General features: G+C 61.4%; 28 protein-coding genes and 1 pseudogene. 7 read left to right on the top strand and 22 right to left on the bottom strand.

What is annotated here, in order from left to right; genetic code table 11:
* Positions 1–28 precede the first annotated feature (28 nt).
* From kdpA to ABIC76_RS09150, 8 genes and pseudogenes are all read right to left on the bottom strand, one after another.
* Positions 29–1801, bottom strand: a complete 1773-nt coding sequence (gene kdpA, locus ABIC76_RS09185) for a potassium-transporting ATPase subunit KdpA (RefSeq protein ID WP_354533756.1) — start codon at positions 1799–1801, stop codon at positions 29–31.
* 19 nt (positions 1802–1820) lie between these two features.
* Positions 1821–1910, bottom strand: a complete 90-nt coding sequence (gene kdpF / locus ABIC76_RS09180; protein WP_102064073.1) for a K(+)-transporting ATPase subunit F — start codon at positions 1908–1910, stop codon at positions 1821–1823.
* The gene (locus ABIC76_RS09175) at positions 1907–2032 is read right to left on the bottom strand and encodes a hypothetical protein (RefSeq protein WP_004628489.1); all 126 of its coding nucleotides are present in this window, start codon (positions 2030–2032) and stop codon (positions 1907–1909) included. Before ABIC76_RS09175 ends, kdpF begins: the two co-directional genes overlap by 4 nt.
* 31 nt (positions 2033–2063) lie before the next feature.
* On the bottom strand, positions 2064–2870 hold the full coding sequence (locus ABIC76_RS09170) for a TorF family putative porin (protein WP_316896154.1): 807 nt from the start codon (positions 2868–2870) through the stop codon (positions 2064–2066).
* A gap of 387 nt (positions 2871–3257) precedes the next feature.
* Positions 3258–3656 carry a DUF8617 domain-containing protein gene (locus ABIC76_RS09165; protein ID WP_147216765.1) on the bottom strand — a complete coding sequence of 133 codons (399 nt, stop codon included), beginning with the start codon at positions 3654–3656 and terminating at the stop codon, positions 3258–3260.
* A gap of 103 nt (positions 3657–3759) precedes the next feature.
* A pseudogene (locus tag ABIC76_RS09160) lies at positions 3760–3942 on the bottom strand (toxin-antitoxin system HicB family antitoxin); the annotation flags it as partial.
* Positions 3943–3988: 46 nt separating this feature from the next.
* On the bottom strand, positions 3989–4444 hold the full coding sequence (locus tag ABIC76_RS09155) for a YqhG/Tai3 family protein (RefSeq protein ID WP_354533755.1): 456 nt from the start codon (positions 4442–4444) through the stop codon (positions 3989–3991).
* A 557-nt stretch (positions 4445–5001) separates the two neighbouring features.
* Positions 5002–5517 carry a hypothetical protein gene (locus tag ABIC76_RS09150; protein WP_102064069.1) on the bottom strand — a complete coding sequence of 172 codons (516 nt, stop codon included), beginning with the start codon at positions 5515–5517 and terminating at the stop codon, positions 5002–5004.
* A gap of 764 nt (positions 5518–6281) precedes the next feature.
* On the opposite strand from ABIC76_RS09150, the gene ABIC76_RS09145 reads away from it, so the two are divergent.
* The 4 genes from ABIC76_RS09145 to ABIC76_RS09130 all read left to right on the top strand — a co-directional run bounded on the left by ABIC76_RS09145 (position 6282) and on the right by ABIC76_RS09130 (position 8244).
* The gene (locus tag ABIC76_RS09145; RefSeq protein WP_354533754.1) at positions 6282–6653 is read left to right on the top strand and encodes a hypothetical protein; all 372 of its coding nucleotides are present in this window, start codon (positions 6282–6284) and stop codon (positions 6651–6653) included.
* Positions 6654–7017: 364 nt separating this feature from the next.
* Positions 7018–7281 (top strand): DUF2933 domain-containing protein, encoded by a 264-nt coding sequence (locus ABIC76_RS09140; RefSeq protein ID WP_354533753.1) that lies wholly within the window; start codon positions 7018–7020, stop codon positions 7279–7281.
* Positions 7281–7952: a methyltransferase family protein gene (locus tag ABIC76_RS09135; RefSeq protein WP_316889078.1), complete on the top strand. Its 672-nt coding sequence runs from the start codon at positions 7281–7283 to the stop codon at positions 7950–7952. Before ABIC76_RS09140 ends, ABIC76_RS09135 begins: the two co-directional genes overlap by 1 nt.
* Before the next feature lie 28 nt (positions 7953–7980).
* Complete coding sequence (locus ABIC76_RS09130) at positions 7981–8244, top strand: DUF5676 family membrane protein (RefSeq protein ID WP_316889080.1); 264 nt, start codon at positions 7981–7983, stop codon at positions 8242–8244.
* A 40-nt stretch (positions 8245–8284) separates the two neighbouring features.
* Here ABIC76_RS09130 and ABIC76_RS09125 read toward each other — a convergent pair whose 3' ends face one another.
* The 11 genes from ABIC76_RS09125 to ABIC76_RS09075 all read right to left on the bottom strand — a co-directional run bounded on the left by ABIC76_RS09125 (position 8285) and on the right by ABIC76_RS09075 (position 16781).
* Complete coding sequence (locus tag ABIC76_RS09125) at positions 8285–10525, bottom strand: copper-transporting P-type ATPase (RefSeq protein ID WP_502947856.1); 2241 nt, start codon at positions 10523–10525, stop codon at positions 8285–8287.
* A 156-nt stretch (positions 10526–10681) separates the two neighbouring features.
* Positions 10682–11155 (bottom strand): hypothetical protein, encoded by a 474-nt coding sequence (locus ABIC76_RS09120; protein WP_354533752.1) that lies wholly within the window; start codon positions 11153–11155, stop codon positions 10682–10684.
* Between the two features lie 507 nt (positions 11156–11662).
* Positions 11663–11977, bottom strand: a complete 315-nt coding sequence (locus ABIC76_RS09115; RefSeq protein WP_147215590.1) for a hypothetical protein — start codon at positions 11975–11977, stop codon at positions 11663–11665.
* Between the two features lie 47 nt (positions 11978–12024).
* Positions 12025–12609, bottom strand: coding sequence for a hypothetical protein (locus tag ABIC76_RS09110; RefSeq protein WP_354533751.1), 585 nt, complete (start codon positions 12607–12609; stop codon positions 12025–12027).
* Positions 12610–12648: 39 nt separating this feature from the next.
* The gene (locus ABIC76_RS09105) at positions 12649–12912 is read right to left on the bottom strand and encodes a hypothetical protein (protein ID WP_354533750.1); all 264 of its coding nucleotides are present in this window, start codon (positions 12910–12912) and stop codon (positions 12649–12651) included.
* A 155-nt stretch (positions 12913–13067) separates the two neighbouring features.
* Positions 13068–13481: a hypothetical protein gene (locus ABIC76_RS09100; RefSeq protein ID WP_354533749.1), complete on the bottom strand. Its 414-nt coding sequence runs from the start codon at positions 13479–13481 to the stop codon at positions 13068–13070.
* Between the two features lie 316 nt (positions 13482–13797).
* Entirely contained in the window at positions 13798–14505 is a 708-nt protein-coding gene (locus tag ABIC76_RS09095) for an aquaporin (protein ID WP_354533748.1), read from the bottom strand.
* Positions 14506–14510: 5 nt separating this feature from the next.
* Positions 14511–15005, bottom strand: coding sequence for an arsenate reductase ArsC (locus tag ABIC76_RS09090; RefSeq protein ID WP_354533747.1), 495 nt, complete (start codon positions 15003–15005; stop codon positions 14511–14513).
* A gap of 10 nt (positions 15006–15015) precedes the next feature.
* Positions 15016–15498, bottom strand: a complete 483-nt coding sequence (locus ABIC76_RS09085) for an ArsI/CadI family heavy metal resistance metalloenzyme (protein ID WP_102064057.1) — start codon at positions 15496–15498, stop codon at positions 15016–15018.
* Between the two features lie 11 nt (positions 15499–15509).
* Positions 15510–15833, bottom strand: a complete 324-nt coding sequence (locus tag ABIC76_RS09080; RefSeq protein WP_354533746.1) for an ArsR/SmtB family transcription factor — start codon at positions 15831–15833, stop codon at positions 15510–15512.
* Between the two features lie 486 nt (positions 15834–16319).
* Positions 16320–16781 carry a lysozyme inhibitor LprI family protein gene (locus ABIC76_RS09075; RefSeq protein ID WP_354533745.1) on the bottom strand — a complete coding sequence of 154 codons (462 nt, stop codon included), beginning with the start codon at positions 16779–16781 and terminating at the stop codon, positions 16320–16322.
* Positions 16782–16942: 161 nt separating this feature from the next.
* On the opposite strand from ABIC76_RS09075, the gene ABIC76_RS09070 reads away from it, so the two are divergent.
* The 3 genes from ABIC76_RS09070 (at position 16943) to ABIC76_RS09060 (ending at position 18644) form a co-directional block, all read left to right on the top strand.
* On the top strand, positions 16943–17764 hold the full coding sequence (locus ABIC76_RS09070) for a PA3715 family protein (protein ID WP_354533744.1): 822 nt from the start codon (positions 16943–16945) through the stop codon (positions 17762–17764).
* A gap of 202 nt (positions 17765–17966) precedes the next feature.
* Positions 17967–18272, top strand: a complete 306-nt coding sequence (locus ABIC76_RS09065; protein ID WP_354533743.1) for a panthothenate synthetase — start codon at positions 17967–17969, stop codon at positions 18270–18272.
* Positions 18273–18404: 132 nt separating this feature from the next.
* Positions 18405–18644 carry a hypothetical protein gene (locus tag ABIC76_RS09060; protein WP_502947850.1) on the top strand — a complete coding sequence of 80 codons (240 nt, stop codon included), beginning with the start codon at positions 18405–18407 and terminating at the stop codon, positions 18642–18644.
* Between the two features lie 75 nt (positions 18645–18719).
* Here ABIC76_RS09060 and ABIC76_RS09055 read toward each other — a convergent pair whose 3' ends face one another.
* From ABIC76_RS09055 to ABIC76_RS09045, 3 genes are all read right to left on the bottom strand, one after another.
* Positions 18720–18869, bottom strand: a complete 150-nt coding sequence (locus tag ABIC76_RS09055; protein WP_354533742.1) for a hypothetical protein — start codon at positions 18867–18869, stop codon at positions 18720–18722.
* Positions 18870–18908: 39 nt separating this feature from the next.
* Positions 18909–20084, bottom strand: a complete 1176-nt coding sequence (locus ABIC76_RS09050; protein ID WP_354533741.1) for a DUF4382 domain-containing protein — start codon at positions 20082–20084, stop codon at positions 18909–18911.
* A 271-nt stretch (positions 20085–20355) separates the two neighbouring features.
* Complete coding sequence (locus ABIC76_RS09045) at positions 20356–20817, bottom strand: chromate resistance protein ChrB domain-containing protein (protein WP_354533740.1); 462 nt, start codon at positions 20815–20817, stop codon at positions 20356–20358.
* Between the last annotated feature and the right edge of the window lie 10 nt (positions 20818–20827).

Raw genomic sequence — 20827 nt, 5'->3', positions numbered from 1 at the left:
GATATGGGGTAGACGACTCGCCGTGCGCTTAGCGTGCGAGGTGTTCTGCAATGGGGCCGAGGGCCAACGCGGGGATATACGTGAGCGCGCCCACCAGCAACACCGAGCCGATCAGCAGCACCACAAACAGCGGGCCGTGCGTGGGCAGCGTGCCGGCCGTCACGGGCAGGCGCTTCTTGGCGGCAAACGTGCCTGCCATCGCCAGCACCGGCACGATGATCCAGAAGCGGCCCAGCCACATCGCAATGCCCAGCGCCACGTTGTAGAAGGGCGTGTTGGCAGACAGGCCCGCAAACGCGCTGCCGTTGTTGTTGGCGGCGGACGAGAAGGCGTACAGCACCTCAGAGAAGCCGTGCGTGCCGGGGTTGAAGATGCCGGCCTTGCCCTGCGTGACCACCACGGCGATGGCCGTGCCCACCAGCACCAGCAGCGGCGTGACAAGGATGGCGATCGACGTCATCTTCATCTCGAACACCTCGATCTTCTTGCCGAGGTATTCCGGCGTGCGGCCGATCATCAGGCCCGCGATGAACACGGCCAGGATGGCGTACACCAGCATGCCGTACAGGCCCGAGCCCACACCGCCAAATACCACTTCGCCCAGCTGCATCAGGAACATCGGCACGAAGCCGCCCAGCGCCGTCAGCGAGTCATGCATGGCGTTCACCGCCCCGCACGACGCTGCCGTGGTGATGGTGGCAAACAGTGACGAAGCCACGATGCCGAAGCGCGTTTCCTTGCCTTCCATGTTGCCCACGGCCTGGTCGATGCCGAGGTTCGCAAGCATCGGGTTGCCATGCAGTTCAGCCCATGCCAGGAAGACGGCCAGCACGGCAAACAGCACCGTCATCGCCGCCAGCACCGCCCAGCCTTGCCGTCCATCGCCCACCATGCCGCCAAACGTAAAGCACAGCGCCGCCGGGATGATGAAGATCGCCAGCATCTGCACAAAGTTGGTCAGCGCGTTGGGGTTCTCGTACGGGTGTGCGGAGTTGGCGTTGAAGAAGCCGCCGCCGTTCGTGCCGAGCATCTTGATCGCCTCTTGCGACGCGACCGGGCCCATCGGCAGGGTCTGCGTTTGCGTGGTGGCTTTCTCGGTAACGGGGTTGCCTTGGGCATCCTTGAGCGGGTTGCCCTGCGCGTCCATCTTCGGGTTGTCGTACGTGGTGGCGGTGACGGTGGTCACCTCCTTGTAGCCGTCGAAGTTCTGGATCACGCCCTGGCTCACGAAGAACACCGACACGATGATCGACAGCGGCAGCAGCACATAGACCGTCGCGCGCGTGAAGTCGACCCAGAAGTTGCCGATGGTGTTGGCCGAGTGGCGCGCAAACCCGCGGATAAGCGCAATCACCACCGCAATACCGGTGGCCGCAGACAGGAAGTTCTGCACCGCCAGTCCGAGCATCTGCGTGAGATAGCTCATCGTGCTTTCGCCCGAATAGCCTTGCCAGTTGGTGTTGCTCACAAAGCTGATGGCCGTGTTGAACGACGAATCCGGCGTGATGGCACCAAAGCCCTGCGGGTTGAGCGGCAGCCACTGCTGCGCGCGTTGCAGCGCATACACCGCCAGCGCGCCCAGCACGTTGACGACGATGACCGCCAGCGCATAGCGCTTCCAGCCCATCTCGGCCTGCGGGTTGACGCCGGCCACGCGATAGAACAATCGCTCGATGGGGCCGAGCCAGTGCGCGCGCGATGGCTTGTCGCCAAACACGCCAGTCATATACGCGCCCAGCGGTTTGGCCAGAACCAGCAGCACGACCAGATAGATCGCCAGCTGGAGGAGGAACGCATTCATGGTGTGCCTCGCAGTGTTGTTAGAAGCGTTCGGGCCACAGCAGGGCCACGAACAGATAGATCAACAAGGCCACCGTGATGGCCCCGGACAGCACATAGAGCCAGGTCATTGCTGTTTCTCCATCGCGTGCGTGGTCGGTTGGTCTTTGGTGGCAAGCCGGCCGGAGAGGGCGAGCAAGCCGCCCACTGCCAGCGCCAGCACCGCAAGGCCGGCGAGATAAACGAGGTCCATATGCGCTCCCCTTTCCTTCAGGTCATGATGGTCAGAACGTCTTGGTCACGGCCAGCAGCGCGGTGGCCTTGCCCATGTAGTTGCCGCGCGTGTTGGTGTACGCGGCGCGTGCAGCGTTGGTGTCGATGTACGCAAGCGATGCCGTCCAACCGCTGCCGAAGTCTTTCGTCACGCCCACCTTCCAGTCGGCATACGAGGTGCGCACCACCTGATGCGGCACCTGTTGGTAGCCCACGTGCAGGTTCAGCGTCAGGCCCCAGAAGCCGGTGTCGAAGTTGCCCGACAGATCGAAGTACTGGCTGTGGTGGCTATCTGCAAAACCGAACAGGTTGGAGAACGCGTGCGAGTACTTGAACGAGACCGGCCCATAGCCGATCTGCGCATAGCCCTCGGTGGTGTGCGGGCGGGTGTAGCCGTCGGGGTAGCTGCCCGGGTAGTAGTACTGCAGCACGCCCACATCAATGGGCACGTCCTTCATCAGCTCGGTCTTGTAGCCGCCGTAGAAATCCATCTCGATGGGAGCGGAGACGTTGGGGTTGGAATCCCCCAGCCAGCTGATCGACGAATTCCAGTTGCCCACGTAGAAGCCGTTGGGCAGCGCGTAATCCACACCGCCCTGAATGGCGGGCTTGTTGTTGGTCTGCATGAGACCGCGATAGCGGTATTGGCTGGCCAGCGTGACGTTGGCCGTCAACGGGCTGGCGGGGGCGGCCGGAGTGGCAACGGGTGCCGGCGCAGCGTCGGTGGACTGCGCAAAAGCGGCCGCGCTGGACAGTGCTGCGGCACAGAAGACAACGCCACCCATGACGGTGGCGTGCAAAGAAACCTTGGCTTGCATGGACCTTTCCCTTGTTGTTTTAGGTGCCGCCCGGCCCGGCGCAGATGCGCTTCAACGGGGCCGGATGCGGCGTGCAGGCAGGCTCCCGTCACAGGGCCTGCGTGCAGTGCAACAGTAGGGAAAGGGGGGTAAAAACGGGGTAAAGGTTGGGGGGAGGGGTGTAAACGCCGTGTAAAAACCGGCTTGCTACATGCGAGGCGCTTGACGGGGCAGCGAGGTGTTGTAGGTCCAACCCCGCGCCTCTGTCAGATGTTGGGAGAATGGAAGAAGTGCCGTGTTGTGACGTTGCCCGGTTCCACTCGCGCGCTCGCACTAATCAACAACACAACGACAAGCGCGCTGCTAAAACAGACGCCCTAAAAGTGACTGGGCTTTTGCTCTGAATGTTCACTCTTCTGACTTTGTAGCGAACACGCCTTTTTTGCCCGCCGAGCCCGGCGTATATGTGACGAACGAGTTGTCTTTTGCCGTTTCCATATGCAGCCGCCCGCAAGCAGTGCATTCATACGCCGTCCGTCTCAACGCTATGAACTGTCCATGGATGTGGTCATGGAGCAGATTGCCATGGTCCAGTCCGAGAGCTATGTACTCCTCGGAGTAGCCCCGATCGAGCAGCCAGCGGTGCACCTCCCCTTGTTCGACTGCCGTCACATAGCTCTGAATTTCGCCGACGAACCAGTCGGAGAACGGCTCGCAATCTACGTCCTTTAGGAAAGCGGCCTTGTACGGTAGAGACGACGTGTTATCCCGAATGGTGTTGCCACACGTGCATAGCAATTTGCTCATGACACCAACGTAATCTTGAGAATGGACACCAGATGATAGGGCCGGGCGACGGTCTTTCCAAACGACTATCCGCTCAAGTTAGCCAATCTAAGTTGGCTGGGAGGACTTTCTCGCCATTCGCCTCCATGTCGCCCACCGCTTCTGCAACAATCCTCCGGATACCGGCGAGTGCACCCTCCGGCGTGGCAGCGAGCCACGATAGCGACGGAAATTCTGCGCAGAGGCCAACGTGTTCCCCATCTTCGGGGTACCACGTCACCCGGTAAGTGAACTGGTCTTGCGTCATGACTTCGCTCCTAAATCAAAAGAGCCGCACGAGGCGGCTCCCTTTGTCAGTTACCCGGTGACGAATAGGGCAGCATGTCATCGACCTTGATGATCTTCCAACCATCATGTCGTTTGGTGAAAAACACGAGAACGGTGACCTCGCTACGCGAGCCAAAACTCACAGGCACGACAACAGCCTCGCTGAACGTGAGCGGCCGGCCTGGCTTGATATGAGCGAGCCAATCACGTTCGTCGTAATCCTGCGCCTTCAGAAAGTAGTCCGCACCGCCAGGAAGTTGGTCTCGCCTGTAGTCTCTGCGCAGGCTCTCAACCGTAGACGCGTCAACGTAGCGATCGATCTCGCGATCTAGAAGCGGGAACACTTGGTTCACCTGCTTGTTGATGTACCAGACATAGAACTGTTTCGCTTGCAGACCAAGAGAAGTCAGCGCGTCAGCATAGGACGCGCACGAGAATGCCATTAGAAAACCGGCAAGCCAAAATGACAGTGTTTTTTTCATGCTTGCCTCAATGACGTCGATACAGCTTGTACGGCGGCTTTTGCGTTCGATACGCTTGGCCGGGATAAAACCCATTGTTCTGGACAAAGTCTGATACCCAGCTTGATCCGTCAAACATGGCCATATGGCCGTGGGGGTGCCCGGGGATGGGTTGGATCACGATCACATCTCCTCGACGAGGCGACGAAGCGTCGTCCAGTTCGATGAACCCGGCCTGACGCAAGGGAAACCCATAGTCCTTTGCCGAACGTGTTGGGGTCACACTGACTCCTCCTGCTTCAATCGCCTTTCGAACATACTTTGCACAGTTCCCAGTGCTTTGGCTTTGTGCATGCTGTCGAACGTGATTGGCCGCTGCATTACTGTCCCACATAGTTTCCTCGCATTCAGTTGATTGGAAATATCTTTCCCAAGATATCTCCGAGAATGCTAGGTCTTAAAGCGTAGTTTAATGATTGAGATTTGTTTCGTATTTATTGGAAGATGTGTTATTCCAATTCAGCGGACTTTCTTCACATCGGACTCGTACCAAGCCCCTCCGCATCACCCAAGCACGTCTACGATAATTCCGCCTGCTGCTCCTCATCCGACGATCTTTCATCAGCTCTGCCAGCTTCGTCGTCCTTTCGCTTTGCTCCCCGACTAAACCGCACCGCCAGCGCCTTGCGCGCCGCGTCCAACCCTTCTCCCTGACCCGCCACCTTGAGGAACGCGTACCCCTCCAACGTGGCGCTCATCACATCGCTGCCCAGCGCCAGCTGCGAATCCGCCATGCGTTCGTGGATGCGTGCCACGCGCATGAGGCGACTGCGTAGCTGATCGAAGCCCGCCAGATCGCGGCGCAGTTCGGCGAGGTCGAAATTGCCGGGCAGAACGTTGGGGTTGTTGTTCAGCACCTCCACGGCCTTGCGTGCGAAGGCTTCGGACTTGTCGCCCATCTTCACCAGCGTTCGGCGCTGCACCGGGGTGAGGTCGATCAGGCTGGCAAGCCGGTCTTCCAGCGTCTTCAGCGCGCCGTCGACGGCGGCCAAGTCAGCTGAAGTGAGCTGATACGAAATCAAGTTCTGCGGCATTTCACTCCTCGCAAGTCGATTGGCTGTGCCGTGCCATCAAGGGCACGAGGGCGGGAGATTGGCCGCTACGGCGCCGGTCCGCAATGCCAGGAGGCAGTTTTGGACGAAGAATCAGAATGATCTGATGCGGCCTTCACAACTCGACACATCGAGAGGCGTTCTCGACGGTCCGAGCTCAGAGCTCGACGCGTGGAGCTTTTTGCTCGACTGTCCGAGCTCAGAGCTCGGCGTGCGAGGCTTTTTGCTCGGCCGTCCGAGCTCTGAGCTCGACGTGCGGGGCTTTTTGCTCGGCGGCCCGAGCTCGGAGCTCGACGCGTGAGGCTTTTTGCTCGGCCGTCCGAGCTCGGAGCTCGGCGTGTGAGGCTTTTTGCTCGGCTGCCCGAGCTCGGAGCTCGACGTGTGAGGCTTTTTGCTCGGCTGCCCGAGCTCGGAGCTCGACGTGTGAGGCTTTTTGCTCGGCTGCCAAAGCTCAGAGGTCGGCGTACGAAAATCAGAATCCGGTGCGCACCCCCCATCGCTATAATTCCCCCGCCGCCGCACCAACGGCAGCCGGGCGTAGCAACCCGCATAGCATCCTTAGAGAGACTGTCGCGCCAGCGACGGTCCGCCTTCGTTCGCTTGTGTTTTTCATGGCGGGCCGGGCGGGGAGACCTTCGGGTCTGCCGGTCGTTCTCTAAGGGCCGGTTTGCTACCCCCGCCGTCAGGCCCGCCACCCCGTGTAGCAACGAGATTGCGAGCCTCCGATGCAACTTAGAGAGGCCGACATGCCATCTGTCAAAAGCGGGCACCGCCCCGCGTCTTACCCATCTCCACCAGCACCACCACCGAGCCCAACGCCCACGTCGTCCGACGCAGGCACGCTTACAAAAAACCGCACCTACCTGAACGGTGCAATCGCAGCGCAGGCGTATCTCAGGCGCACCCGCACCGCCATGCGCACCCACGGCCAATGCCGACCGGGCATGCTGCGTGAGGAGCTTCAGCACCTTTCCACACACGCGTTCCCGCCGGCGTTTATCAAGGGCTTTATGGATGCGATTGATGCGTACGTTTCGATGTCGCTCGGAGGGCGCGATGTCGATCCGCAGACGTGGGACGTGTTAGCCGCCATAGAGCGGCGGGGCTACAGCCAATAAAAACAGATTGACGCATTCCCGTGACGGGCGGGAATGCCGGAGCGGATCGGGCGTAGTGAAGTCGGCTGTGGCCAATGGAAAGCGCCAGGCTCCTCGCCTTGCGGTCTCTAAATCAGGACAACGAAACCACGGCTATCCCGATGCGGCGGCTTCATATCCGCCCTGGCCTCTCTCGCGGATGGAGACGCCAGCGACTGATCGGATACGGCAGTTACCGCCCGATCAAGAAGAGGCTCGGTGAATGTCATATCGCATGGGAACACGTCATCGGCTGCCGTGTTGATCGCGGTCAATTCCTGTTTCTGAACCCCGCCAATACTGAAGACGTAGCTTGGTGAGTCCATTGCTGTGGCCGGAGGCGGATATGGAGAACCATGAACCTGGGCAGCAACGTGACGACACTGCGCCAGCCATCACGCGCTCGAAGCTTGTACTGATCGGCTTTCTGCTGGTTGTTGCGTACTTCCTATGGACCGAGCATCAGGCGCACGTGATCCAGTTCCTGCCGTTTCTGCTGCTTGCGGCATGTCCTTTGATGCATGTGTTCATGCATGGTGGTCATGGCCATCGGCATCACGGGCACCCACCCGCCAACGCTGACCGCGCCGACGCCCCGGGAGAACAGTGATGCAACACGACAGCACATTTGGGTACGGCCTGTGGTCACTGGTGTTCATCAACTCCGCCGTCTTCATCATCTTTGCCTTCAGCTTTACGAAGCCTCAAACCTCGCGGGACTGGCGTTCGTTCGGTGCGTTCTCGGCGTTCATCGTTGCGCTGTTCACCGAAATGTATGGGATACCGCTGACGATTTATCTGCTGTATCCATGGCTCACAGCAAAGTTTCCTGGTGTCGACTTTCTTTCGCATGACTCAGGGCATCTGCTGGAAGTCATGTTTGGCTGGCGGGCCAACCCCCACTTTGGCCTGTTCCATATCGTGAGCAACGTGCTGATCTTTGGCGGCTTCATCCTGCTCGCGGCGGCATGGCGCGTGCTCTACGTTGCGCAAAGCGCTCACCGGCTTGCGACCACGGGCATCTACGCCCGGTTGCGGCACCCTCAGTATGTGGCGTTCATCCTCATCATGGCCGGCTTTTTGTTCCAGTGGCCCACCCTGCTGACACTGGGCATGTTCCCGATCCTTGTATGGATGTATGTGCGCCTGGCAAAGGCAGAAGAAGCCCAAGCCCTGGCCGAGTTCGGGCGCGAATATGAAACTTATCGGGACCAGACACCCGCGTTCTTTCCCCGCTTTGGCGAAGGTGCCCGCAACGACAAGGTGCACAGGAAGCTCTGATGTACCGATGCTGAATCAGGAGGCTGCCATGAAGCCGCTCAGAACTGGAGCCACGTTCGCCTTTACGGTGATGCTGTTCTATGCACTGTGTGCGATGGTCTGGTACGCATTTCCAGAGCCGTTCATGCAGTTCATGACGGCGCTGTTCCATGGCATCGACTTCCACACACTGCAAAGCGGAAAAGCAACGCTCGGGAGCACGGCCTATGCCGATGTCATCCTTGGGGTCTGGGCGTTTGTTGCGGCAACGTTTTTTGCTTGGCTGAGCGCAAAGCTTCCGCCAGAGAATTGAACCGCCGGCTTGGCGCGGCAGCGTGGAAACTGCTGCCGGGTCAGATGTTTAGCCGGCGCAGACGCAGAGCATTCGATACCACCGAAACTGAACTCAGGCTCATCGCCAGCGCTGCGATCATGGGTGACAGCAGCAACCCGGTTGCGCTGTAGAGAACACCAGCGGCAAGCGGCACGCCCAGGGCGTTGTAGACAAACGCAAACCCAAGGTTTTGCTTCATGTTGGCGATCGTTGCCTCGGACAGGTTCCGAGCGCGTGCGATGCCGCGCAGGTCCCCTTTCACAAGCGTGACCTGCGCGCTATTCATGGCGACATCCGTGCCTGTGCCCATGGCAACACCGACATCGGCCTTTGCCAACGCGGGCGCATCGTTGATCCCGTCGCCTGCCATGGCGACTGTCCGGCCCTCGCTTTGAAGCTTCGTCACAAGCGCCAATTTATCCGCGGGCCTGACTTCTCCATGAAACTCGGCGATGCCCAGCGACTCAGCGACGGCTCTTGCCGTGACCGTGCCGTCGCCGGTGGCCATCACCACACGAATGCCTGCGTCCTTCAATTGCGCCAACGCTTCCGCCGTTGTCGATTTAACGGGATCTGACACGGCAAGCAGACCGGCAAGCCTGCCGTCTGCGGCCAGGTACATCACGCTCGCGCCTCGCGCGCGTAGCGCGTCTGCGGCATGAGCCAGCGGAGCTGCATCGATGTGTTCTTGTTCCATCAACACCTTATTACCCAGCGCCAGCTTCTTGCCGGCGACAGCGCCGCGTACGCCGATGCCGCTGCTGGATTCGAAGTTATCCGCCTTGTACAAAGACAGCCCGCGCGCTCTGGCGGCCTCCACAATGGCCGCAGCCAATGGGTGTTCGCTGCCTTGATCCAGACTGGCCGCCAAGCGCAGCACTTCCACGTCATCAAAACCGTTGGCGCCCACAGTGCGTTCAAAAGCAGGCTTGCCTTCGGTGAGCGTTCCGGTCTTGTCGACCACGAGGGTGTCAACCTTGCGCAGGTTCTCGATGGCGGCGGCATCGCGAAACAAGATACCGTTCGATGCGCCCTTGCCGCTCGCCACCATGATCGACATCGGTGTGGCAAGACCCAGCGCACATGGACAGGCGATGATCAGCACGGCGACCGCGTTGATCAGCCCGTACACCCAGCTTGGCTGCGGCCCAAAGAAGCCCCAGGCGAAGAAGGTCAGCACGGCAACGGCCACCACAGCGACAACGAAACCGCCCGCGACCTTGTCCGCCATGCGCTGCATGGGCGCCTTGGAGCGCTGAGCCTGGGCAACCATCTGGACGATCTGCGAGAGAACGGTTTGGGAACCGACTTTCTCAGATTCGATGATCAGGCTGCCTGCTGTGTTCATCGTCGCGCCAATCACGTGGTCACCCACCCGCTTGGTCACGGGGATCGGCTCACCGGTAATCATGGATTCGTCAAGCGAGCTGGTGCCTTCGACCACGATACCGTCGGTGGGCACCTTCTCGCCCGGCCGCACGCGCAGCCGGTCACCAACGTGCACATGGCTCAGTGGTATATCGGCTTCGGTGCCGTCCGCGTTGACGCGCCGGGCCGTCTTGGGGGCCAGACCCAGCAGTGATTTGATGGCGGCAGAAGTTTGCGATCGCGCCTTCAGCTCCAACAGTTGGCCCACCAGCGTGAGAGAGATGATGACCGCCGCCGCCTCGAAGTAGACGCCGATCCGGCCGTGCTCGGTGAACGTCTGGGGAAACAGTCCTGGCGCGACGGTGGCGATCACGCTGTACAGATACGCGGCGCCCGTGCCGAGGCCGATCAGCGTCCACATGTTCGGGCTACGGTGCACGAACGACTGTGCGCACCGCCGGAAGAAGGGATAACCCGCCCACAGCACCACGGGGGTCGACAGGACCAGCTCGACCCAGCTTTGCTGCGAAGCATCCATCCAGCCGTATCGGTGCCCGAACATCGCGAGGATGAACGCTGCAACGGTGAGCGGCAGCGTCCACCAAAAGCGGCGCTGGAAGTCGATAAGTTCCGGGTTCTCTTCTTCGTCCAACTCCGGAATGACGGGCTCCAGCGTCATGCCGCAGATCGGGCAATTCCCTGGGCGGTCCTGCCGGATTTCAGGATGCATTGGGCACGTGTAGATGGTGCCTGCTTGGGATTCGGCGGGGGCTGTTGCGGCCCGGCCGTGTTCGTGCACTGCACCGTGTGCTTCAAGGCGATGACCGGCGTGCTGATCATGCGAGTGAGTGTGATCGTGCTCGGCTGCGTGGATGTGGCGGTGCTCTTCCATGGACATCGGCTCCTATCAGTTCGCCTACTGCCGGACGCACTCACTTTGGGAAGCATCGTGCGTTTTCTCATGCTCAAGAAACGATGAACCCTCCCATTTGGGAGGGTCAACGGTGAGCGTTGCGCCAGCGCTGCACTACGCGACTCGGCGATCCACCTACTTAGACATCATGCCGCCCATTCCGCCCCCCATGCCCATGCCTTGGCCATCCATCATCATCTGCATCATTTCCTGCATCATGGCCGTGTGCCGCTCCATCATCCCCTGACACATCGCCATCTGGCTGGCCTGGCTCTTTCCCTTCATTGGCTTCATGTCGCCCGTCTGCCGCATGCCAGCCATCATGTCCTGCATCACCTTCATGCGCTCGTCCATCAACGCTTGACGTTGTTCAGGCGTGTTGGCGGATGCCAAGCGTTCCCTGATCGCGCGTAGGTGGGCAATTTGGGCATCAAAGTCGGCATTGCTTTGCTGCACAGCCGTTGCAGCGGGTGCCGCGGCCTTCTTCTCCGGATGGGTATGGTCATGTTCAGGGCTGCTCGATGGGCCCGCAGCGAGCGCCAGAGAAGCCCACATGCATACGAGCGTGGTCGAGACGGTTGCGATAAGGGTGCGTCGAGCGTTTGCCATGATGACCATCCTTGAGTGTCATTTGCTGCAGATATCACTGCCAATGTAGAAGACGGGCGCGATGCGCCATTGATGCATGTCAAGCCGTCACTGCATGCGCCTGCGTGGAACGCGCGCGACCGGTCGTTTGTTGCGCTAGCGCCCTGGAATGGGCCTGACGTCAACGCACAGAATCGGAAGTTGGAACGGGCCCCCCATCGCTACAATTCGCCCGCTGCTGCAGCAATGGCAGCCGGGTGTAGCAGCCCGTCTCTTTCTCAAAGGACGGATAGCCGCTGCCACGCGGCTTTTTTGTCCGGAGCTTGTGCACGTCTATTGTTTTTATGGCGAGCCGGGCAGGGAGACCTTCGGGTCTGTCGGTTTCCTGTGAGGCCGGTCTGCTACCCCTGTCGTCAGGCCCGCCTCCCTCGTTAAGCAAGGAAAGCCCGGCCTTTCACCGGCGCGGAGGCGCCTTATGTCTATCGATGAACAGGCGGCGCAGTCTTCGGACGGCAGGGCCGGGCCCTATCACTCAACCCGCTCCTCAAACTCGCTGAGCCGCCTCATGACAGCGGGATTGTCTTTGTACCGCCGCTTCAATGCGGCAAGACGCTTGTCAGTGCCAGCGCAGTAGATGTCGAAGCTGTCGAGCAGATATTCCCTTCGCTCGACCTGTTCCGGGCTGTCCCCCTCGAATGGTTCGCCACGAAAGTGGTCGCAGATTTTCCGTTCTTCAATGAACGTTGTGACCTCCGGAGGGAGGCGCAGGGGTGTAAGCGCGCTTGCATGCGAGCACGCCGTCAGAAGGACAAGACAGCCAGTCAACTTCAATGTGATGTTCATGTGAGCACAGATGCGTTGAATAGGTCTTGTGACAAGGGCGCGCGGCTTCAATGCGCCATCCGCCGGAGCGCACCGAGCCCAACGATGGCGAACAGAAACAGGAAGGCACCAAGAAACCCCGTCAGTAATCCACCAACCATCGCGCGATTGCGGAACCACGTTGGCCCAAGCGCTCGCGTCGACAAGTTGGCTGCGACCTGGGTACGCCCTTGTGCGATATCGCCAAGGCGTTTGGCTGCAGTTTCAAGGTTGGACAAGAAGCGCTCACCGCCTGTGGAATCTCCGTCGATCGTCCCGGCCCAGGTGTTCACGCGGGCATGCAGAGCCGCATCGCTCCATTCGACAGCACCTGCGTAGCGTTTCAGAAGGAGGTCGAGCGCGGAGCAAAGCTCGCTGTCTGCGGCAACGGCGTTCGCAAGATTGGGCGCTTGTTTGCCATACGCAAAAAGCCCGGGGCGGATTTCCGCCTTTGGTAGCCATGACAGCGGATTCACGAAGCGCATCTTCTCCTTCGCATAGAACCCGATGTCGACCGGCTTGGAACAGTCCACAGGAATCGTCGCGACTTCAAGTCCTCGCAGTCGCGCAATCGAGACATTGCGCTGCCTGGCCATTTCATCAATTGACTGCATGGTGTGCGGTGTGTGAACGGGCAATCTATTTGCAAAGCCTCAAACCTTCCCCACCGGCTTCAACTCCCACATCGGCAGGTAATTCATGATTGGCCGTTCAAACGTGCCGCCCTTGTCGAGAAAGGGCTTGGCCGAATCCAGCATCGGCCGAAACGTATCCAGTTGCTTGGCCGCATCGAGATCAGTCCACAGGCTCACGTTCGACAGCGACGAGGTGGCCTCGTCCTCGCCCACATAAAACGCGACCAGACCTCGCATGGCTTCGATGCCGGGCCGGAGCACGGCTTCGAGGTCGTTCATCATCTGCCGCATCTCGGCGAACTTGTCTGGCGGACACCGAAGAATCGAGACTCGGACGACTGGTTGCATTGGAAACTCCCTTCGTTGAGCTGCGTTGAAAGACAGGTTAATTCGCCCGTTCCCGGGTAAGGAGCGTACCGTCGACCAACCTCCCGACATCAGCCATGGCAGTACGCCAGCACAGCAAAATGCCCGCCGTATGAGCGGCATATTCTTAATGCCTCGGCCTCCCAAGAGGGATCTTCCTTCTCATAGGTTGCCTTGCTGCGGTGCCAGTCTCCGTCTGGCGTCAGCACGGAATAAGTGATGCCCTCGGCGGTGAGTTGATCGACTGGAAAGACAACGAGCGGTTGAGCCTCCGGAATGCCTGCATAGGCGGAATAGCTCAACTGGCTTTGATCCATCCACTCTTTCGTGCAACACCAGTAGTAGTCCCACCGCGCGTTTTCGATCGGCGTGTCGTCTTCCCCCATATTGAAGGGACGCATCATCTCTGCGGCGGCAGCCTCTACTGAGTCCGTGTCCAGAGGGTTGATGTCGGTCGGCAAGATGATGAGCGCAAAGAATTTCATGATGAAGAGCGTCCATCCCGGAGCGGGCTTGCCGGTTATGAAGGACGCCAGCAGACGATAGTGAACGGAGTGCAGAACGGATGCGGAGAGTACCGCTACTGCGCCAAAAACTGAACAACCGCACTCACCGTAACCGGCATCTGCTCCTCCAACTACCAATGCTCCGCATCGGAAATCACCAGCGCCTGCACATTAGTGGCGGCGTTGCGATGTACACGGTGGGAAAGGCGCGACGCAGAGCCTCGTCAAGAGTAGTGCGCGCCACGCGGGGTGCAAGCGTGAAGGAGAGGGGAGGCGGGCGCCGGCGCCTCGGGGGTTACGTCTGCGGCGGATGCTCGCCCGACGATTCGATGACGTTGGGATGGCCGCTGGCGGCAAAGCGCGGCTCAAGCAGGTTGTGCAGCAGCACGCCCAGCACGGCGCCTGCGCATTCGGCCAGCACAAACGCCGGCACGCTGCCGGGCGCGATGCCGGCAAAGCTGTTGCTGAACATGCGCCCGAACGCGGCCGCCGGGTTGGCGAACGATGTGGACGCCGTGAACCAGTACGCCGCGCCGATGTACGCCGCCACCATCGACGCAGCCCGTCCGTTGGGCGCCCGCAGGATGACGATCAGCAGGCCGGCGGTGGCCACCGCTTCGGCAATCCACTGGCCCGTGCCGCTGCGCACCTTGGTGGAAAACTGCAGCAGGGTCATGTCGAACATGGCGTGCGCCAGCCATGCGCCCAGCACCGCGCCCAGCATTTGCGCAACGATGTACGGCAGCAGCGCGGCGGCGGGCAGCTCACCGCGCGCCGCCATCACTGCGCTGACGACCGGATTGAAGTGCGCGCCGCTGACCGGCCCCAAGGTTTCGATCAGAACGTAGAGCCCGCCCACCGTGGCGGCCGTGTTGGCGAGCAAGGCGATTGCGGCGTTTCCGGCCGCCAGGCGCTCGGCCATGATCCCCGAGCCGATCACGATGGCCAGCAGTAGCGCCGTACCCAGTGCTTCGGCGGTAAGCCGGCTGCGCAGTTCGACCATGGTGTTCAAGCCTGTGTAATGCGTTCCAGCGCGGCCTGCAGCTCGGCGTTGCTGAGGGTGTCGAGCGGCAGGGCCAGCAACTGCAGCATGCGATAGCCGATGGCCTGGCGTGTCAGTTCAAAGGCCTGCCGCTTGCCCTCGTCACCGCCGGGTGCGTTGGAGGGGTCGGCATAGCCCCAATGCACTTTCACGGGACTGCCGGGCCAGTAGGGGCAGGTCTCGGCTGCCGCGCTGTCGCACACGGTAATGACGATGCGCATCTGCGGGGCGCCGTCCGCAACAAACTCGTCCCAGCTCTTGCTGCGGTAGCCAGTGGTGTCGATGCCTGCGTTGGTTAGGGCTTCGAGTGCGAATGGGTTGAGGCGGCCACTGGGTGCGCTGCCGGCGCTGTAGGCGCGCACGTCTTTGCCGAGTTGCTTGGCCCAGTGGTTGAGCATCCCTTCGCTCAGCACGCTGCGTGCGGAGTTGTGGGTGCAGAGGATGAGGACGTTGGTGGTCATGCGTGCGCCCTTAGCAGCAGGATGAGCCGGACTTCACGGCAATGCCGATCGGCTTGCCCTTTGGAGCACGCGGTGCGCAGCAGGCAGACGCCTCCGGGGCGGCTTCTTCCTTCTTGTCCTCGCTGAAGACCGGGATGTTGCCGAGCGAATGGAAGTGCTCCCAGGCGATGCCCTGCGGGTCGGTGATCCAGTGCTTGTCGCTGCGGGCATAGCAGCAGGTGGTTTCGCCTTCATCCAATAGCGCCATGTCTGCGGCTTCCGCACGGGCCTTCAGGTCGGCCAGTTCGGCAGCTTCATCCACCTGGAAACCCAGGTGGTCAACGCCCGGGGCGCTGCCACGTGTCGAGATGGCGAAGTTGATGCGCGGGTCGTCCAGCATCCACTTGGCGTAGTCGGTTTCCACGCGCGTCGGCTCGGCGGCAAAGAGCTTGGAGTAGAAGGCGATGCTCTTGCTCAGGTCGTCAACGTGGAGATGGACGTGAAATCGTTTCATGGGATGCTCCTTCAGCACTTGCAGTCGGTGGCGTTCGCTTCCAGGCAGGCTTCGCCCTGGCAACAGTTGGCGGTCAGGAAGCCCAGCAGGGCGTTCATGTGGTCATACGCCGCGCGATAGATCAGATTGCGGCCTTCACGCTCTTGCGTTACCAGGCGTGCGGCCGTCAGTTCCTTGAGGTGGAACGACAACGTGGCGCCCGGCACGTCGAGCTGTTCGGCAATCGCACCCGGCGTCATGCCTGCAGGCCCTGCGACCACCAGCATGCGGAACACTTGGAGGCGCAGGCCATGGGCCAGCGCGGCGAGAGATCGGATAACGTCGTTTTCTTCCATATTTCCAATATATTCGAAATGTAGAGCCGCAGCAAGGCGGTCAGCCTGCGATATCGGGAACAACTTGGGAGGCACTTGATGCTGTTGCGTGAGAGATCGGGCGGTGGCGCTCGGTGGTTGCTCCACCAATCGCCATCACGTGCATGCCGCTTTGCCCACAACCCCGCCACGGCCTTGATGCCCCACAGAGGGTTTATAGGTTTACTTCTTTATGTATACAGATAGTAGTAGTAGATAACGGTGGATAAGTCCTGTGGATAAGCACGAAAAGCGCTTTGACATCAAAGACTTGCCGAACGTACAACCCATCGGACAGTGTGTGCCGTTGCGTGGATGACTGCGGGGGATCGCATCTGGCCCGGTCGCCCCGCCGGGAAGTTATTCCCGTGCTGTCTGCACGCTGACCCCGGAGAACCAACACGCTTGTCCCTGGAGTTATTCACAGGGGGAGGGGAGGTTATCCACAGTGGCATCTCTCCCACCCGGCTAGTGCGGGTAGTACTCCAGCTCTGCTATGCGCGCCCGGATTGCCTCCACGTTCAGCCCTTCGATATCGGGGCTCGCCACTGATCCGGCATCTGCGCGCCACGGCGCGTTGTCGGCCACCTTCTGGGCGTTTCGATAGGCCAGCCAAGCACGTTGTGCGTTGCGGATGGCCTCGCGTGATACGGGGTCGGATTTGGCCATGACGGCCTGGTACAACGTGTTCATCTGCCGGTCGTAGGCCTGATACGCGGTGTGCGTGCATTCGGTCATGCCGGCCGTGGTGCTGCCTCGCGGGCTCTGCAGGCACTGCTCGAGTGCGTCGTCGATGGGGTCAGCGGCCCATGCGGCCAGCGGCAGCAGCAGCGCGACCGCGAGGGATAGCGTACGGACGACGCCGCGCATACGCCGGGTGGCGAGATCGGATGCTAGGTGGGTCGGGGCGTTGAGCGTAGGAAGGGCCATTGCATACCTCATCGTTTTTACGGCGGGGGTGGTTGCCATGGTAGGAAAAGACTTCCCGTGCCGCATGGGGCGTGGATGCAACGCCGCCATGTGCGGATAAAGCTCACCACGCCGCGGCGTTCCCGAGCACAATCCCGCACACGCTCGCATTCGCCATCGACATGAAACACACCCACGTATCCCATCTGCTGTGCATTGCCGGCCTGCTGCTCGGCACGCAAACCGTCCACGCTGCTGAAGATGCCTGCACCGCGCAGGTGGAAGGCGCGATCAAGCGGGCGTACCCCGCTGCGAAACGCACGGGCAGCGGCTACACGGTCGACGGCGCCCGCATCCAGTTGTCGGAGGCGTTCAACCCGCATGCGGTGATGTGCCGTACGTGGCCCGCGCACCCGGAACTCACGCTCCTGGCGGTGCCGCTGATGCAACAGGAGGATGCTGACGCAGGTAACGAAGGTGACCTTGAACTGTTCGTGCTCGACACGGCCAACGGCAGCATCCGGCAACGTCTGCGCCTGCCCGCGCGCATGTCGGACGATGCGGTGCGCATTCGGTCCGTCACGTTCGACACCGCGCGCTATGTGGTCGCGCCCGGGCAGACGGCGTTTGGCGTGCGCATCGTCAAGGAGAGCAGCTCGCGGGCCAATCCGTTCAGCGAGACCGCTTTGTGGCTTTACACCCTTCAGAGCAGTCAATTGAAGCCGGTGTTGAACGGCGTCGCGGTGGAAACCGGCGGCGGTGAATGGGATACCAACTGCGCCGGCGCGTTCGAGCAAACCAAGCGCACGCTGACCATGACATCGGACACGCACAACGGCTACGCCGACATCGCGGTGACGGAAACCAAGTCCGCATCCACCAACAGGGTCGACAAGGCCGGCGAATGCCAAACGCGCGACGCCAAGCCGCAACGCACCACCTACCGCCTTGCCTACGACGGCAAGCAATACGTTGTGCCGAAGGCGCTGGCGCCGCTGGAGTGAGCGGCAGGCGCGGCCTGGCTCGCGACGCCCTCATCCTCGCCTCTACGCCATCTCGCCTAACCGACGGCTGATAACGCAAACAGGCCGGCCGTCCTATACCTGTGGTGTTCGGCCATGCGCGGGCGTGGCGGCCGTGGTGGCCGTGGTGGCCGTGGTGGCCTTGTCGCGGCGCTTGCCCTGGCCATCATCCAGGAGGCAGATCATGCGCATGCTCGTCAACGTGCGGATTCCGCACGAACCCTTCAACACCTATGTGCGCGACGGCTCCATCGCCGAGCGGATCCCGCGCGTGCTGGCCGAAAGCAAGCCCGAGGCGGTCTACTTCACCGAGCAGAGCGGCCATCGCGGCGCGGTGCTCATCGTGAATGTGGAATCCGCCTCGCACATTCCCGCGTTGGCCGAGCCGTGGTTCCTGCAGTTCAACGCAGACTGCGAGTTCCGCATCGTGATGAGCGCGGAAGATCTGAAGAAGGCGGGGTTGGCGGAGATTGGTGCCAAGTGGAACTGAGGTTTCGTCTGGCCGGCGTCTTCCGTCGTTTTGTGCCCTGCGGTCATGGTTACGATTGGTTGCACTGAAACGCACATTCTCATCTGCGTCTGCCTAGAATCCGTAGAACCAAAAACCAGGAGGAAGACGTAAATGACCCGAGCACAATGGATGATGGCGGCTGCAATGGCTGCGCTCTGCACCATCTCGCTGACTGCGCAAGCCAAGGGCAATGCAGGCGGCGGTTCTGCTGCGCATATCAGCAGCCAGGGCATGGCCAACACCAACGGGCACGACAGCCTCGACCGCGATAAGGGCAAGGCCCGGGCGGCAGACCGTGCGCATCAGCATGGCAAATCCACGCAACATAAGCACGCGGGCAAGGGCAAGTAAGCACCGCAACGCAGCAAAGAAAAAGCCGGTCACGCAGACCGGCTTTTTTGTTGCGCGAGCGCTGAGGTCAAAGGCTCAGCAATTGCCCTTCTTCGCCTGCCCCGGCGGGCAGAAGCCGTTGCCCGGGCCGCCTTGCGGATGCGCGGCCGGGCCATCGACCGGCACGTAGACGCAACCGCCCAGCAGCGATGCACCCAAAGACAGGATGAGGATGATGTTCTTCATTGTGTTGTGAGGGGCGGGCTTCGCCCCTTTTCTCCCTGGTTAGAAACTGAAATTGACGCCGGTCTGGCTGCCGGCCGAAACGTTGACCGGATTGCTCAGCGTGGCGCCCGATGCACTGGTGGCCTGCACTGAGTACTGGCCCGCCGATGCTGACACGGCCGACAGCGCGATCGGCAGCGTCGCACTGTACGTGCCCACCAGCGGCGCGGCTGCGGGCAGCGCCAGCGAGTAGGCGCCGGTATCAAGGTTGGCATTGGCCGAGGTGATCTCGTACGACACCGAGTTGACCGTCTGCAGCGCGCGCAACGTGGCCTGCGCCGATGCGATGGCCGCGCCCGATGCGGTATTGGTGGTGGAGGCCGGCAGCGCGATCGGCGCGCCCGTAGTGGAGACCGTGGTCGTGGTGCTGGCTGTCACGGGCACGGTGCGGATGATGCCCGTGGCATGGCCGGTCGGCAGCGTGTTGTCGACGATCACCACGTCATAGGCGCCGTTGGTGCTGCTCTGCACCAGCGGCGACAGCACGAACTTGCCCGTGGCGTCTGCCACCGTGCCGCGGATGACCTGGCCGTTCTGCTCGGCATAGACCGTGGCGCCGGCCTGTGCGGTGGGCACGTAGCCCGTGATCGAGCCGCTCACCACCGTGGGCGTTGCGGTGACGACCGGCTTGAGGCTGTAGCCGCCGTTGCCCTGCTGCACGATCGATTTGCAGGCATTGAAATCCAGCACCAGATCCACCAGCGTGTTGGCCTGCACGGTGAAGGGCTGGATGATCTTGTAGCCGCTCTGTGCGCCGCTGGGGGTGGCCAGCGCCTGCTCGGTCGACGAGCCGGTCACCACCACGGAATTGGCCAGCGTGTTGCCCCGATTGGCAGATAGCACGAGGCGCAATTGCTGATATTGCCCGGCGGGCAACGGTGCCGTACCGAGGTCGGTCAGCACGCCGTTGGTGAGCGAGAGCAAGTCCACCTTCTGAGGCGTGGCCAAGGCGATGTCGGTCCAGCCGGCGTCGGAGTCGGCCGCAGAGGCGCTGGCGTGCACGCGCACCTTGTTGACGGTGACATAGACGTGATCAAAACCGCAGGACGGCGCGTCCGTCATCGAGACATGGACCGTGCCCGTGCCGGCATCCGTACCGCCATCCCCGCCGCCGCATGCTGCGATGAGCAACGGTAGGGGCAATGTAAGGAGGATGTTCCGATAGGTTGTTTTCATGGTTATCTCCTCGGGTGGGGGTGCCCGAAGGATAGTCGTGGCCATGGCACGCATTTTGGTCGATTTGAAACCAATCGTAACGCTGCCTGTGCCGGTTGGCACCGGGCAAGGGGAACAACGTTTGCGCTGGTTTTCCCTGACTGCATGGGGGCAACCGTTTGGCATGGGAGGCCGCGCCCGCCTGCATGCTCGGTCTATTTCTTCTTTCTTCACCGCGCCCTGCGCATCGAGGGCGCTCCGGACCGCGTGAGCGAGTGCGCCTCGCCGTTGTTCATGCAGGCATCTTGGGCGGCCAGTTGTGCGTTTCTGCCTGGCAGTGTTTGCACCACGCATAGAGCGCGTCGTACATCACCAGCCCGTGTTCGAGCATGGCGAGGTCATCGGCAAAGACATGCGACAGGCCCAGCGAAATTGCGTACAGCCCGCTGGACTGCGGTGTCATGTCGAGCCTTGAGGTATCCGCGCCGCGCACGATCTGCGCAAGGTGCTGCAGGGCCGGGTCATCGCCAAGGCGGTACTTGCTGAGAAACGCATCGAAGCTGCACAGCTCGCCCACGTGCGAAAGTTCCACACCTGGAACGTCATACGGAATGGCGCCGGTGTCATGGGCGACGCGCAGCACGTCGCCCGGTGGCACGTAGAGGAAATGGGGTGTCTCGTCGATGAAGCGGGCGATCAGCCACGGGCAGGCGATGCGGTCGATTTTGGGGCGCTCGCGTGTGATCCATTGCATGGCACTACCT

This window comes from Ralstonia sp. 1138 (genome assembly GCF_040544795.1).
GTDB classification, from domain to species: Bacteria; Pseudomonadota; Gammaproteobacteria; order Burkholderiales; family Burkholderiaceae; genus Ralstonia; species Ralstonia flatus.
Note: the sequence above shows the minus strand (reverse complement) of the source record. Positions and strands in the feature narration are given on the sequence as shown.